The organism is Rhodoglobus vestalii (assembly GCF_006788895.1).
GTDB classification, from domain to species: domain Bacteria; phylum Actinomycetota; class Actinomycetes; order Actinomycetales; family Microbacteriaceae; genus Rhodoglobus; species Rhodoglobus vestalii.
The window spans coordinates 195162-208230 of record NZ_VFRA01000001.1; the positions used below are offsets into that span (position 1 = coordinate 195162).

Sequence of the window (13069 nt, forward strand, 5' to 3'; positions counted from 1 at the left end):
TATGAGTTACGATCCCACTCGGCTTAGCAACCAGCCAGCGCTGACTACAGCCTCAGGTACAAGTTGGCTCATTATCGGTGGGCTTTTCTCTGGTATCGCGATCGCTGTACTTATAGTGCTCGAAACAGTGGCCCCACACGGCCTGGCCTGGGGTTCTATTGCGGCGATTGTTGGCCTCTACGCCGCAATGTTCATCGTGAGGTTCACCGTGGCCAGCCACAGGCGACGGTTGCGAATTATCGCTGCGTGTTTCCTCATGATCGCGTTCGTTGGGCTGGGTTCAGTTGTTACGATTGCGGCGGCGAGCTGGGCGGCGCTGTGAGGTAAGCGGCGCTGTGAGTTGTTATCGAGAGAGCAGCTCCGCGCGTTCCGGATGAGCTTCGAACCACTCGGCGACATACCAGCACACCGGAATCACTTTTTTCGTGGAGCTCGATTCGACATCATCGATTGCGAACGTGATCAGTTCCGCCGCGTAGCCTTTGCCCCGCTGCGCCGGCTCTGTAAAGGTGTGGGTGAACGAAATCGACGTGTCATTTGAGCGATAGTCCGCCACGGCAACAAGACTGCCGTCAACATTCATCACATAACGATTCGAATCGGCTTCGTGAACTAATTGTGTCGTCATCTGCTCACCCTATCCGGGAGAGCAGATTCGATGGCGCTAACGATAGCGGGATCATCCGGAACCGTCGTCGGCCGAAAACGCTTCACCTCGTTGTTGGGCAACACCAAAAACTTCTCAAAGTTCCACGCGACACGACCCGCTTTGCCCGCGCTATCCGGCGTCTTCTTCAGTTCTGCGTACAGGGGGTGTGTGGACCTGCCGTTAATTTTTACTTTTTCAAACATGGGGAAGGTGACACCCCACGTCGTCGAGCAGTATTTCGCAATTGCACCCTCGGTGCTCAGCTCTTGTAAGAACTGATTGCTCGGGAAGCCCAAGACAGCAAACCCACGGTCTCCATAGGTTTTTTGCAGCTGTTCGAGCTGCTCATACTGGGGTGCGAGCCCGCATCGTGAAGCTACGTTCACGATCAGAACAACCTTGTCCCGAAAATCTGCGAGAGAGGTTTCGTTGCCATCAATAGTGGTCAGTGGGATGTCGCGGAGTTCAGTCACGTCGCCACGCTACGCCCACATCCTGAGCACTCGCCGACGACCTCCGGAATGTTGTCAGCGAGGTTCGGTAGTGTTGATCTTTCACCCGATCAGTGCCTCTGCCACCCAGCGAAAGCGAGTTCATGCCCGATAGCCCCTTGTCTTCGAGCGCCTATACGGTTCTCGGCGTAGCGGCCACGGCTACCGATGCGGAGCTGAAGAAGGCGTTCCGTCGGGCGCTTCGTGAGACCCATCCTGATACGGGGGGAGATCCTGCGCGTTTCGCTGCGGTCCAGCATGCTTGGGAGCGCGTCGGTACCACGGAAAAACGACGCCGCTACGATGCGGGTTTTGCTTCAGGTTCGAGTGATCTAGGTTCGAGCTCGGCCCGTTCAGCTGGCTCGCCGTTCGCTGCTCGGGGTTCCTCCAAAAATCGTGAAGACTCCCGCCCTCGCGCCCGAGCGTACGGACATCCGGGTGGATGGCGTCGGGAGCGTTTTCTCGACAGCATGCGCGAGTGGGTTGGCCGCGGTGTCAGTCTGGACGATCCCTACGATCCGACTCTCGTCCGCGATGCACCGCGCGAGATTCGCCGAACACTGGCTGATGCTCTCGCCGAAGAAGCCACAGCACGCACGGTGAGCACGCTCGGAATTGGGTTTACTGTATGGCACGATGTCGCTACGGGCACGCCCGATCGCAAAATTGATCATGTAGCACTGGGTCCTACCGGGCTTTTTGCCATGCTTTCGGAAGATTTTGGCGGGCCCGTGAAGGTGCGTCGTGGTGAACTCACTGGTCCCGATATTCAACCAGAGAAGCCCATGCATGAGCTGGCATCGCGAGCCAAAGCACTCAGCCGTCAGCTCAAGGTCGCGTTCACCTGTCTCGTGATCATTGTTCCTGACGACGCCCTGGCACAACCACAAGAATCGCTCGGCACTGTTCGGGGGACGCCTGCGGTCGTTGTCCGCCAGAGTGTGCTGGCGCACTTTTTGCGCACCGGACCAGAAGCAACTCGCAACCGCCACATCGGCGGCAATGAACTCTTCGATGTTCGCACGCGGCTCAGCAGCGGAATCGCCTTCGTCGAATAGCAGGTGTCGTGAAGAAAGTTCTTCCGGGTGTCGGGCAGCGTTCACCTAGGAGTGCTGTTCTCTGCCACGGCGCAGTCGAGCGGCGAGTACGCTGGACAGGTGAAGACCGGCCCGATGCTCTCTCGGCGGCTGAATACGTTCGATGCGACCATGATCGGTCTTGGATCAATGATTGGCGCTGGCGTGTTTGCCGCTTTTGTGCCTGCCGCCCAAGCCGCTGGTGTCAGCCTAATCATCGGTCTCGCGATTGCTGCGGTCGTTGCGTGGTGTAACGCCGCAGCGTCTGCACAACTGGCGGCGGTGCATCCGGTTGCCGGGGGCACCTACGCTTACGGTCGAGCACAATTGGGCCCGTGGTGGGGCTACTTCGCTGGCTGGTCGTTTCTTGTTGGCAAGACAGCCAGTTGCGCTGCAATGGCGCTCGTATTTGCCGCGTATGTTGCCCCTGATGGTTGGGACAAGCCCTTCGCCATTGCCGCCGTTGTTGGCCTGACGATTGTGAATCTTCTCGGGGTGAAACGTACTGCGCTGGCGACGAAATTGATTGTGTTGTTCGTTGTTGCTGTGCTCGTCGCGGTTCTGATCATCGCGATCAGCTCTGGATCGACTTCTTCGCACCCTGTCGTCATTGGTGGAGACACCGGTCTTTACGGAATTCTTCAATCCGCGGGAGTGCTGTTCTTCGCATTCGCCGGTTACGCGCGGGTTGCCACCCTGGGCGAAGAGGTCATTAATCCTCGCCGTACGATCCCTCGAGCGATCATGATCGCTCTGGCCCTCACCGCGGCACTCTACCTGGCGCTGGGCATCATGATGCTCTCCGTGTTGGGCGCCGATGGTTTGGCACGTTCACGAGCTCCCATCGCCGACGTGTTGGATGCTGCTGGCTGGGGTGCGGCATCCGGTCTCGTGGCGATTACCGCCGGTGTCGCCTCGCTGGGCGCTCTTCTCGCACTCATGGCGGGAATTGGCCGCACAACATTCGCGATGTCGCGGAACAGCGATGTTCCCCGCTGGCTTGGCGCCGTGCATCCCCGCTATGCGGTGCCATACCGTGCAGAGCTGGTGCTCGCCGCAACCGTGATTGTGGTTGTGCTGGTTGCTGACCTTCGGGGAGCGATCGCTTTCTCGTCGTTTGGGGTTTTGTTGTACTACTTCGTGGCAAACATCTCGGCGTTCACACAACCTGCGGCACAGCGACGAGTGCCAAGATTTGTTAATGTGCTTGGGGCCACCGGATGCTTGGTGCTGATCGTCACGGTTCCGGTTGCCGGGGTTGTGGCTGGGGTGTTCATCCTGATCCTAGGAATCCCTGTGCGTTTGTTGTCTAATCGACAATCGCACACACTTTCCGACAACGGCGCATAGGCTTGTTCTCTCTTAAGGAAGAGGTATTTGGATTCGTGATTCGTGTAATTAGCTACAACCTCCGCAAAAATAGAGCCGCGACCGAGTTGGCCGCTCTTGCACAAACCCCGGACGTCGATGCGCTGTGCCTTCAAGAAGTTGAAGCCGCTGAGCTTCCGACGGCGATTGGTGACCTGCACTTAGCCGATTCAACCAAAAACAACCGGCTGGGGCTCGCGGTCTACTATCGACGCGATCGCTTCGAGCAGACCGCCAGTCAATCTTTTGAGCTCAAGAAGTCGCTTCACGATCGAGTCTTCACACCAACCACGGAACGACTGGTTGGCTCGCGACTAGTCGATCGTGACTCCGGACACGAGTTGGTACTTGCGTCTTTTCACGCTGCTCCGCTCACCGCGCTCAACTCGTTGCGTCGCAACCAGATTAAGGCGGCCCACGAACGCTTGCAGACCTTGGGGTTGGGTTCACCGATTCTCATGGTGGGCGACTACAACTACCCGCTGTTCAAAGATGGACTAAGCCAGCGGGTCAAGAAGACTGGATACGACCTATCGCTCAGCGATCGCAGAACGTACACAAACTACAAATTTTTTCGAGGTCATTTTGATTTTGTTACGTCGCAGGGTTTCACAATTGAGGGTGTCGAAACGCTCACTCGTGGGTCTTCCGACCATTTGCCTATTCTGGTGACGGCAGAATACGGCACCACGAATTTTCACCATTCGACGCTGTCAGCCGATCCTCTCGCGAGCTGACGGGCCTGCGCTGCCGGCTGTCAGCCAGCGAGCGTTCGAAGCTAAAACAAGCGAGTCCGGCTGAACAGCCCGGCAAATAGGGCATGAGCCAAGGGGGCTGCCGCGCTGATCATCAGCACAAGACCCAAGATCGGCTCCGTGGGGTGTAACAGGATTCCGCCAAGAAGGAGCCCGACAAAGAGAACTGCGGAGAGTGTTCGGCGAACAAGCTGTTCGATCATGCGGAGCCGCTTGTCTGCTCCCGGTGTCTCCACGGCGAGCTGGCCGCGCTGCATGAGCGTCGCCACGCTCTCTAGCTGTTGCGGCAGGCGAAGCAGCAATCCCGCAGACGATAATGCTTGCTTGGCAAACTCTCGTGCAGTACCGCCACCCTCGTCCCTAGCGAGACGCTGTGCGAAGGGTTCGATTGCTGTCCAAACGTTGTACCCGGAGTCGAGATTGCTAGCAACTCCCGACGTCACCGAAACTGCACGGATGATGAGCAGAAAGTTTTCGGGAAGCTGGAACGGCATGGTGCGCACAACTTCGCTGAATTCGTTGCCAAAGGCTCTGAACTCTTGGGGGTCGACCTGCTGAAGTTCGGTAAAGCCCATACCGCCAAAGCGATCAAACAGTTCCCCCATCGCGCGTTCGAGGGGTGCAGTTTCGGCAGAGCGAAGCAGCACCCCCATGTCGCGCACGCTGGCTACGAGACCGGGGGCGTCCCGCGCGGCGGCGGCAATAATAAGTCGCTGCAGTCCACGGCTCAGGTTCTCGGGAACTTCACCCATCATCCCAAAGTCAATGAAAGTGAGTGTCCAGTCCGGGGTAGAGGTGTCAGCCCGGTTGGGGTCCGACGGCGTGACGAAAATATTGCCGGGGTGGGGGTCGGCATGGAAGAAGCGGTGCATGAACAATTGTTCAAACATGGCGCGTGAGAGCTCATCCGCGACAGCTGCGGGGTCGATCCCTGCAGCCTCCAGTCGCCGCTTATCGTTGATTTTGATTGCCGTCGCGTCTGCGAGGGTAAGGATTCGTCGCGTCGTGCGCTCCCAAACAACGGCGGGCGCCTGGACGCGAGGATCACCGGCAAAATTCGTCGAGAAACGCTCGGCGTTACTGCCCTCGTTGAGGTAGTCGATCTCGCGCAGGCTGATGATTGCGAACTCTTCTAGCAGCGCCGGAAGGTCGACGCGGCGGGAGATAAATCGCACGCGGCTGAGCCAGCGCGAGACCTTCCGCAGCGCCGCGAGATCGACGTCGATGATGTCCGAAATTCCTGGTCGTTGAACTTTGACGACGACATCGCTAAATCCGACGTCAGCAGCGTCAGCTGGAGTGAGTCGGGCTCTGTGGACCTGACCAAAGGATGCTGCAGCGATCGGTGACGGATCGAAGAATTCGAAAGCGCGCTCAAGGGTCAGACCGAGTTCGCGCTCGGCGCTCTCCCGGATGAGAACAAAATCGACCGCCGGAACCTCATCCTGCAAACCTTCAAGCTCACTGGTGATTTCGACAGGAAGCACGTCAAGGCGCGACGACATAAACTGTCCGACCTTAATCATGAGCCCGCCGAGATCGATCGCTAGGGTATGGAAGTGTCGAGCGATGTGGGCAGCGCGACCAAGCCGACGTCGTGCGGCAATGCGCTCGAGCCCGAAACGGGGCAGCACAAGCTCGAACCACCATTCAAGGACCATATACCGGGCAGCGAAGCGCAGAATCCGTCGATAGCGGGCACGCAGCTGTCGGGTGTCGGACATCAATTCTCCCTAGTGCCGACGGGGCGGCTCATCCGCTTAGTCCTGGGCGAGGATTGCGTACAGCTTACGCCGCGCATCATCGATGATGCTGATGGCCTCGTCAAGTTGCTCAGCGTTACCGTTGCGCATGATCGGCACCACAGCTTCGGCGAGTTTTGCGGCTGCGCGGGGGAGTGCGGTGGGACGTGAGGAGTCACGCGAAGCAGAATCTTCCCATGGGGCGGGACGGTTAGATTTAGCTTCCTCGTGCCCTTTTTCGGTGAGGGTGTAAGTCTTTTTACCTTCCGCTTGATGAGCTTCGATGAGACCTTCGTCTGCGAGCAACTGCAGAGTGGGGTAGACCGAACCGGGACTCGGTTTCCACGCGCCGTTGCTGCGCTTCTCAATTTCGTGAATGATTTGGTAGCCGTGCATGGATTCTTCGGCGAGAAGATGGAGAATGGCGACGCGAACATCGCCTCGTCCCATCCGCGGGGCTACCCGTCGTTCGAGGTCTGAGCGCATCTTGTCAAAAGAGTCCCAGAGGCCTTGGCCTGCGTTGTCGAATGCGTCTGCGAACGGGCGGCGAGAGTTTCGTCCACTGGTTCCGAATGCGTTGTTCATGCTGATCCTCCACTCTGTGGGTGCGGGGCACGAGCGGCCCTGCCGATACTCAACGATACATCGTTAGTAATCGATCAGCGAGATACCCAGCGAACAGACAGCAGAGCTAATTTCTGGGAAATCCCACGAAAAAAGGCCGGCTGTCGTAAAAACGACCTGCCGACCTCATCTCTCAACTACCGATTCATATGTCCGAATCATCGCTGTGCGCGAAGGGGGACTTGAACCCCCACGCCCTAACGGGCACTAGCACCTCAAGCTAGCGCGTCTACCAATTCCGCCATCCGCGCGCATCGGCGGCGCTACAAAAGCACCGCCGAAATAAGAGAGTAGCACCAAATTCGAAGGGGAAAACACGAAAGCGCCGATCTCGGTGCGTGCGGTCGCTGCCAGTAATCCGTGGCATCCAGAAATTTCCCGGTCAGACGGCTAGCGTGGGCTTATGACTTCTGAGCCCTCCCTCGAGCGCACCGCTCACATCGCCCAAGATCTCATTCGCTTTGACACCACAAACTACGGTGAGGGTCGCTCTAACGGCGAGACTGATGCTGCCGAGTATTTGGGCGCACTGCTCGAGGAGATGGGTCTGACCACCCAATATTTTGATGCCGCGACCGGCCGCACCACCGTTGTTGCCCGTGTGGAGGGCAGCTACGACACGGAGTCCTCAGCGCCGCATGCGAAGGAACGTCCAGCACTGATCCTGCATGGTCACACGGATGTCGTGCCAGCAGATCCCAAAAATTGGTCGGTTGATCCTTTCGGCGGCATCATTCGCGACGGCCTCCTGTGGGGCCGCGGCGCCGTAGACATGAAGAACATGGATGCCATGATCATCACTGCTCTTGGCGATATTTTGGGTGCAGGAAAGCGTCCAGCGCGCGACCTCATCATCGCGTTCTTCGCTGATGAGGAGAACGGCGGCGAGTTCGGTTCGCATTTCATGGTCGATAAGCACGCAGACGTCTTCGCGGGCGCCACGGAAGCGATCAGTGAGGTCGGTGGCTACTCGGTCGACCTCCAGGGCCAGCGCGCCTACCTGTTGCAGACTGGCGAGAAGGCCCTGGTGTGGATCAAACTCACCGCACGTGGCATGGCGGCGCACGGCTCGAGAGTAATCAGCAACAACGCTGTCACCAAACTCGCTGAAGCAGTGGCGATTTTGGGCCGACAGGAATGGCCAGTACGACTCACAGAGACAACGACTCTCCTGATCTCTGAGCTCTCTCGCATCCTCAAGATTGACCCAGAGCTCGTCGGGCCTGACGAACTCATTCTCGCTACCGGAACCGCCTCGGGCTTCCTCCAAGCGACGTTGCGCACAACGAGCAACCCGACGCTAGTGAAAGCCGGCTACAAGCACAACGTGATTCCTGACGTCGCTGAGGCTCTCATCGACATCCGCACGCTTCCTGGCGAAGAGGATGATGTTCTCGCCCAGGTGCGGGCGCTGCTGCCGGAGGAGATCGAGATCGAGATCATGCATCGTGATATCGGCCTAGAGACAAGCTTTGACGGTCCGCTGGTCGATGCGATGATCGGCAGCCTCGGTGTTTTCGACCCCGGGGCCCCGGTACTGCCGTACCTCATGTCTGGCGGCACCGACAACAAGGCACTCAAGCTGCTCGACATCACCGGCTACGGCTTCGCACCCCTGCAGTTGCCGCCCGAGATTGATTTTCCCGGCATGTTCCACGGCGTGGACGAACGCGTGCCACTGGACGCACTAGTCTTTGGCAGGCGGGTCTTGGGAGACCTGCTTCTCAAGTACTAATTTTCCGCTGACCGGGAGCGCTCAATGGGTTTTATCGAGGCCATAATTTTGGGGCTTGTTCAGGGCCTCACTGAGTTCTTGCCAATATCTTCAAGCGCTCACTTGCGCATCATGGGCGAATTTTTGCCCTCCGCGAGCGACCCGGGTGCAACTTTCACTGCGATTACGCAGATTGGTACCGAACTGGCGGTGGTGCTCTACTTCCGCAAGGACATTGCCCGGATTCTGGGCCGGTGGTTTAGGCAGTTTCAGAAGTCAACGGCGGCAGGCCCTGAGCCGATAGGCCGCAATGATCCGGATGTCCGGCTCGGGTGGCTTGTGATCATCGGCACGATCCCTATCGTCTTGGTCGGCTATTTTGCCCAAGAGTACATTCGGTCCACGTTCCGCTCGCTCTGGTTGGTGGCGACCGTGCTGATCGTGTTCGGCATCATTCTGGGAATTGCCGACTATCTCGGAAAGCGCATGCGTTCGATTGAACAGATGAGTTACGGGCACGGTATCGCGATCGGTCTGGCGCAAATGCTTGCACTTGTGCCCGGGGTGTCACGATCAGGAGCTACGATGACGGCCGGTCTCGCTCTCGGTTACACACGGCCTGCTGCGGCACGTTTTGGATTCTTGTTGGCCGTACCTGCGGTGTTTGGCAGCGGACTATACGAACTCGTTAACAGCTTCGGTGAGCCCAATCAGGCCTTCACTTATGCACAGACCGCGGTAGCCACGGTCATCGCTTTCGTTGTCGGTTACGCGGTTATCGCTGCGTTGATGCGCTACATCGAGAAGCGCTCATTCTTGCCGTTTGTGATCTATCGCGTGCTGTTGGGTGCAGTGCTCTACGTCTTGCTCGCAACGAACGTCATCCAGCCGACCTAGCTTGTAACGGCCCCTAGCTCCCGCAAGTCACGACATATGTTCTGGGGTGTTGTTCAGTCTTTGCCACGCCAGGGCTCGTCGCCGGCGGAACCCTGATCGGGCTTGTCATCGTCCCGGCGGAGGTACTTCTCAAACTCTTGGGCGATCGCTTCGCCACTTGCTTCGGGGGAGTCCACGGTGTCACGTGCCCGTTCCAGTTGCTCGATGTAGGACGACATGTCGTCGTCTTCGCCGGCGAGGGCGTCGATCCCCGTTTCCCAGTCGCTTGCGTCGCTCACTAAGTCGCCGCGGGGAATCACGACATCCACAATCTCTTCAAGCTTGTCAACGATTGCCAGAGTCGCCTTGGGCGATGGCGCAGTGTGCACATAGTGAGGTACGGATGCCCAAATCGACATCGTAGAAATTCCGGCCGACTCGGCCGCCTGACCGAGCACCGAAAGTATCCCAACGGGGCCCTCGTAACTGCTGCGTTCGATGTCGAGTGCAGTGCGTACCTCAGGATTCTCACTTGAGGTAAATACTGAAATCGGTCGAGTGTGGGGAACATCGGCCAACATCGCTCCGAGAAACACGATCGAGGTGATGCCATTGTCCACAATGGTTTCAAGAATGTCCCGTGTGAAAGCTTTCCACGATCGCGACGGCTCGGTCCCTAAGAGGAGGTAGATGTTTGACTGATTGTTGGCGCTCAGCTGCAACTCAGCGTCGGCGGCAATGCTCTCGCGGCGCTCTGTGTTCGGGCGTGCCGTGTTCGGGCGTGCAGGGCCATAGATGGTGACCGACGGCCAGGTCAATGAGCGGTTGCCGTCATCATCATATTCAACGATGGGCCTATTGAACTGGTAGTCAAAGTATTCTTCTGGGTCGACTTCGGCGATGGGGTAGACGTCTAGCTGTTCCTTGAGCGATCTGACGGCACCACTGGCCGCCTCTCCGGCGTCGTTCCACCCCTCGAAGGCGACGACCAAAAGCCGTCCGTTCGCGAATGGGGTGTTAGTCACTGGTCTCCTTGGGGTCGAGTACTGCGAATGTCACTACCTCAAGGATAGAACTACGATGGTGCGTTGTGACTCACTCCACTCCGGCTGCCGTTCTTTGGGACATGGATGGCACCCTCATTAACTCAGAACCCTATTGGATGTCAGCGGAAGCCGAGATTGTTGAATCCTTCGGCGGTGAATGGACCCACGACGATGCACTGGCAGTGGTTGGCAGCGGCCTTCTCACTTCTGCGCGCGCGATGCAAAGCAAAGGTGTTGATCTGGATGCTCACACAATCGTTGATCGCCTGACTGACCGTGTCATGAGCCAACTCCAAGAGTTTGGAATCCCCTGGCGCCCGGGCGCCCGCGAATTACTGGTCGAGATTCGCCAAGCGGGGATACACACTGCACTCGTGACGATGTCGATTGCCCGGATGGCTCATCACGTGGTCGACAACCTTGGATTCATTGGATTCGATGCTGTCGTATGTGGTGATGATGTCGAGCATCCGAAACCCCACCCTGAGGCATACCTGAAGGGCGCTAATGCACTCGGCGTCTCAATCGCGGAGTGTGTTGCCATCGAAGACTCACCTCCCGGTGCAGCATCGGCGTTCTCGGCCGGCGCGACCGTTGTGGGGGTGCCGTTTATGGTTGACATCCCGGCGGACCAGACTCATGCCCTCTGGCCCACTCTTGAAGGCCGAACGCTCCAACACCTGTCAGAACTCCACGCAAAGGTAGCTATTCGATGAGCGACGTATTTCGACGACAGAGCGGTCCCTTCCGCATCGGTGATCGGGTTCAACTCACCGGCCCCAAAGGCCGACTGAACACGGTCACGCTTGAGCCTGGGGGAGCGTTTCACACTCATCGCGGGGTGCTCAGCCACGAGGTAATCATTGGTCTTCCGGATGCCAGTGTCGTGACCTGTTCCAATGGCGTCGAATATCTGGCGATGCGCCCACTGCTCACCGACTTCGTGATGTCGATGCCACGCGGGGCCGCAATCATCTACCCCAAGGATGCCGCTCAAATCATTGGACAGGCAGATATATTTCCCGGCGCTCACGTAGTCGAGGCCGGCGTCGGTTCGGGAGCGCTGTCGTTGTGGCTGCTGCGCGCTATTGGGGCAAGCGGCCGACTAAGTTCCTTTGAGCGCCGCGATGAGTTCTCTGAGATTGCCCAGTCGAACGTTGAGGCATTCCTCGGTGACAGACCGGCCAACTGGTCAGTTACCGTCGGAGATCTTCAGGAGCAGCTGCCGATATTGGTTGAGGCGGGTTCTGTGGATCGGGTAGTACTCGACATGCTTGCGCCGTGGGAGTGCATCGAAGAGTGTGCGGTCGCGCTCACTCCCGGCGGGGTCCTGCTCTGCTACATTGCCACCGTTACCCAGCTATCTCGTGTGGCCGAGGCGATCCGTGCGACCGGCTTGTTTACGGAGCCTGATTCGAACGAAACGATTGTGCGCGGGTGGCACGTCGAGGGCCTCGCGGTTCGTCCCGATCATCGCATGGTTGCGCACACTGGCTTTTTGATGACGGCACGCCGTTTGGCGCCCGGTTCGGTCTTGCCCGAACTGAAGCGTCGGGCATCCAAAACCGACTTCAGCGACGAAGATGTCGAAATCTGGACCCCGGGTGCATTGGGGGAGCGCAGCGCAAGCTCCAAGCGCTTGCGAAAAACTGCCCGTGAAGCGAAAGCTGCGGCAGAGGCCGCGTCTTCAGACCGGTAGAGTGTTGGCGATGTCTGTGTCGAAGAAAAGAGTGTTTGTGCAGAAGCTTGCCATCGCGGCCTTGAGCGCCGGAATCGTTGTCTCGTTGAGCGCATGCGCGAACGGACCGTTCGCTGTGGCCGCATGTTCTCCCATTTATACCCCCGGTGCCAACTCTGCGCTCGTGAGTTCGGAAGGTGGTTTCAGCGCCGATCCTGCGGCTGAGTTCCCCACTCCAATGATTGCCGATGGGGTTGAGAGCGAGGCGATCTCCACGGGTGACGGTGAGCAGGTCGGTAATGGTCATATCGCCACGCTTCAGATCACCATTTATAACGGTGAAACCGGCGAACAGGTTATTTCTACTGGTCACGATACCGACGGCTTGCGCGTCTCTGTTGCTGAAGGTGCGCCCCGCTTCGGCGAGATTGCGCAGTGTGCCACTGTCGGATCACGGATCACGACAGTCGGCACGGCTGGCGAAATCTTGGGTGCCGACAATATCGCCCAGAATCAGCTCCCGCTAAACGACGAGGACACAATCGTGATGATCAGTGACGTCGAGTCCCTTTTCCCCGGCAAAGCCAATGGCGCCGATCAGGTTGCCCCCGCGGGACTCCCCGCCGTAGTGCTTGCGCCCAATGGTCAGCCAGGGTTCACTTTCCCCGGCACGGACGCGCCCACAGAGCTCACAATTGCGAAGCTTAAGGCTGGCTCAGGCCAGACTGTCGCAGAAGACGATCTGGTGGTGATGCACGTTAGCGCCATCGAGTGGGATGCCGAGATGACATTCACCAACAGCTGGGAAGACGGTGGTGTTCCCGGAACCTATCCCGCGGCGAGCAGTGAGAAGTCTGAACGTGGACTTCCTCCCGGTCTTGCCGAAGCTCTGATCGGTCAGACTGTGGGTTCACAGGTGCTTGTTGTGCTTCCTCCGGATGTTGGATTCGCCCCAGGAACTGAGCCAGAGGGCGTGGCCAGCGGCTCAACTCTGGTCTTTGTTCTCGACATTCTTGGAATCCAAGAGCAGTAATTTTTCCATCACGACAC

The 13069-nt window shown here is 58.3% G+C and carries 14 protein-coding genes and 1 tRNA gene; 9 read left to right on the forward strand and 6 right to left on the reverse strand.

Annotated features, from left to right (window positions below; all coding sequences use genetic code 11):
* Position 1: 1 nt before the first annotated feature.
* Positions 2–322 (forward strand): hypothetical protein, encoded by a 321-nt coding sequence (locus FB472_RS00930; protein WP_141989263.1) that lies wholly within the window; start codon positions 2–4, stop codon positions 320–322.
* A gap of 21 nt (positions 323–343) precedes the next feature.
* On the opposite strand, the gene FB472_RS00935 is transcribed toward FB472_RS00930, so the two are convergent.
* Both FB472_RS00935 and FB472_RS00940 read right to left on the reverse strand, forming a co-directional pair.
* Positions 344–628 carry a GNAT family N-acetyltransferase gene (locus tag FB472_RS00935; RefSeq protein ID WP_141989264.1) on the reverse strand — a complete coding sequence of 95 codons (285 nt, stop codon included), beginning with the start codon at positions 626–628 and terminating at the stop codon, positions 344–346.
* On the reverse strand, positions 625–1122 hold the full coding sequence (locus FB472_RS00940) for a glutathione peroxidase (RefSeq protein WP_141989265.1): 498 nt from the start codon (positions 1120–1122) through the stop codon (positions 625–627). Before FB472_RS00940 ends, FB472_RS00935 begins: the two co-directional genes overlap by 4 nt.
* Positions 1123–1244: 122 nt before the next feature.
* Between FB472_RS00940 and FB472_RS00945 the strand changes: the two genes are divergently transcribed.
* The 3 genes from FB472_RS00945 to FB472_RS00955 all read left to right on the forward strand — a co-directional run bounded on the left by FB472_RS00945 (position 1245) and on the right by FB472_RS00955 (position 4321).
* Positions 1245–2198, forward strand: coding sequence for a J domain-containing protein (locus tag FB472_RS00945; RefSeq protein ID WP_141989266.1), 954 nt, complete (start codon positions 1245–1247; stop codon positions 2196–2198).
* 99 nt (positions 2199–2297) lie between these two features.
* A complete protein-coding gene (locus FB472_RS00950; RefSeq protein ID WP_425467197.1) occupies positions 2298–3566 on the forward strand; it encodes an APC family permease in 1269 nt (422 codons plus the stop codon).
* Between the two features lie 38 nt (positions 3567–3604).
* Positions 3605–4321, forward strand: coding sequence for an endonuclease/exonuclease/phosphatase family protein (locus tag FB472_RS00955; RefSeq protein WP_141991398.1), 717 nt, complete (start codon positions 3605–3607; stop codon positions 4319–4321).
* Between the two features lie 41 nt (positions 4322–4362).
* Here FB472_RS00955 and FB472_RS00960 read toward each other — a convergent pair whose 3' ends face one another.
* From FB472_RS00960 to FB472_RS00970, 3 genes are all read right to left on the reverse strand, one after another.
* Positions 4363–6063 (reverse strand): ABC1 kinase family protein, encoded by a 1701-nt coding sequence (locus tag FB472_RS00960; protein ID WP_141989267.1) that lies wholly within the window; start codon positions 6061–6063, stop codon positions 4363–4365.
* Positions 6064–6099: 36 nt separating this feature from the next.
* On the reverse strand, positions 6100–6666 hold the full coding sequence (locus tag FB472_RS00965; protein WP_141989268.1) for a PadR family transcriptional regulator: 567 nt from the start codon (positions 6664–6666) through the stop codon (positions 6100–6102).
* Positions 6667–6872: 206 nt separating this feature from the next.
* A tRNA-Leu gene (locus FB472_RS00970) sits at positions 6873–6956 on the reverse strand.
* Between the two features lie 152 nt (positions 6957–7108).
* Between FB472_RS00970 and FB472_RS00975 the strand changes: the two genes are divergently transcribed.
* Positions 7109–8440, forward strand: a complete 1332-nt coding sequence (locus tag FB472_RS00975) for a M20/M25/M40 family metallo-hydrolase (protein ID WP_141989269.1) — start codon at positions 7109–7111, stop codon at positions 8438–8440.
* A 24-nt stretch (positions 8441–8464) separates the two neighbouring features.
* Positions 8465–9316 carry an undecaprenyl-diphosphate phosphatase gene (locus tag FB472_RS00980; RefSeq protein ID WP_141989270.1) on the forward strand — a complete coding sequence of 284 codons (852 nt, stop codon included), beginning with the start codon at positions 8465–8467 and terminating at the stop codon, positions 9314–9316.
* A 53-nt stretch (positions 9317–9369) separates the two neighbouring features.
* Here FB472_RS00980 and FB472_RS00985 read toward each other — a convergent pair whose 3' ends face one another.
* The gene (locus tag FB472_RS00985; protein ID WP_141989271.1) at positions 9370–10320 is read right to left on the reverse strand and encodes a proteasome assembly chaperone family protein; all 951 of its coding nucleotides are present in this window, start codon (positions 10318–10320) and stop codon (positions 9370–9372) included.
* Positions 10321–10385: 65 nt separating this feature from the next.
* Between FB472_RS00985 and FB472_RS00990 the strand changes: the two genes are divergently transcribed.
* From FB472_RS00990 to FB472_RS01000, 3 genes are read left to right on the forward strand one after another with little or no spacing between them, the layout of a single operon-like run.
* Entirely contained in the window at positions 10386–11057 is a 672-nt protein-coding gene (locus FB472_RS00990; protein WP_215730360.1) for an HAD family hydrolase, read from the forward strand.
* Positions 11054–12040: a tRNA (adenine-N1)-methyltransferase gene (locus FB472_RS00995; RefSeq protein ID WP_141989272.1), complete on the forward strand. Its 987-nt coding sequence runs from the start codon at positions 11054–11056 to the stop codon at positions 12038–12040. The genes FB472_RS00990 and FB472_RS00995 overlap by 4 nt, the downstream gene beginning before the upstream one ends.
* A 10-nt stretch (positions 12041–12050) precedes the next feature.
* Positions 12051–13052 (forward strand): FKBP-type peptidyl-prolyl cis-trans isomerase, encoded by a 1002-nt coding sequence (locus FB472_RS01000; protein WP_246078001.1) that lies wholly within the window; start codon positions 12051–12053, stop codon positions 13050–13052.
* The last annotated feature ends 17 nt before the right edge of the window (positions 13053–13069 follow it).

Bases quoted from the DNA above. Each gene is read 5' to 3' on its own strand.
- FB472_RS00930 (WP_141989263.1), top strand. From the start codon at position 2: ATGAGTTACGATCCCACTCGGCTTAGCAACCAGCCAGCGCTGACTACA.
- FB472_RS00935 (WP_141989264.1), bottom strand. From the start codon at position 628: ATGACGACACAATTAGTTCACGAAGCCGATTCGAATCGTTATGTGATG.
- FB472_RS00945 (WP_141989266.1), top strand. From the start codon at position 1,245: ATGCCCGATAGCCCCTTGTCTTCGAGCGCCTATACGGTTCTCGGCGTA.
- FB472_RS00960 (WP_141989267.1), bottom strand. From the start codon at position 6,063: ATGTCCGACACCCGACAGCTGCGTGCCCGCTATCGACGGATTCTGCGC.
- FB472_RS00965 (WP_141989268.1), bottom strand. From the start codon at position 6,666: ATGAACAACGCATTCGGAACCAGTGGACGAAACTCTCGCCGCCCGTTC.
- FB472_RS00975 (WP_141989269.1), top strand. From the start codon at position 7,109: ATGACTTCTGAGCCCTCCCTCGAGCGCACCGCTCACATCGCCCAAGAT.
- FB472_RS00980 (WP_141989270.1), top strand. From the start codon at position 8,465: ATGGGTTTTATCGAGGCCATAATTTTGGGGCTTGTTCAGGGCCTCACT.
- FB472_RS00995 (WP_141989272.1), top strand. From the start codon at position 11,054: ATGAGCGACGTATTTCGACGACAGAGCGGTCCCTTCCGCATCGGTGAT.
- FB472_RS01000 (WP_246078001.1), top strand. From the start codon at position 12,051: ATGTCTGTGTCGAAGAAAAGAGTGTTTGTGCAGAAGCTTGCCATCGCG.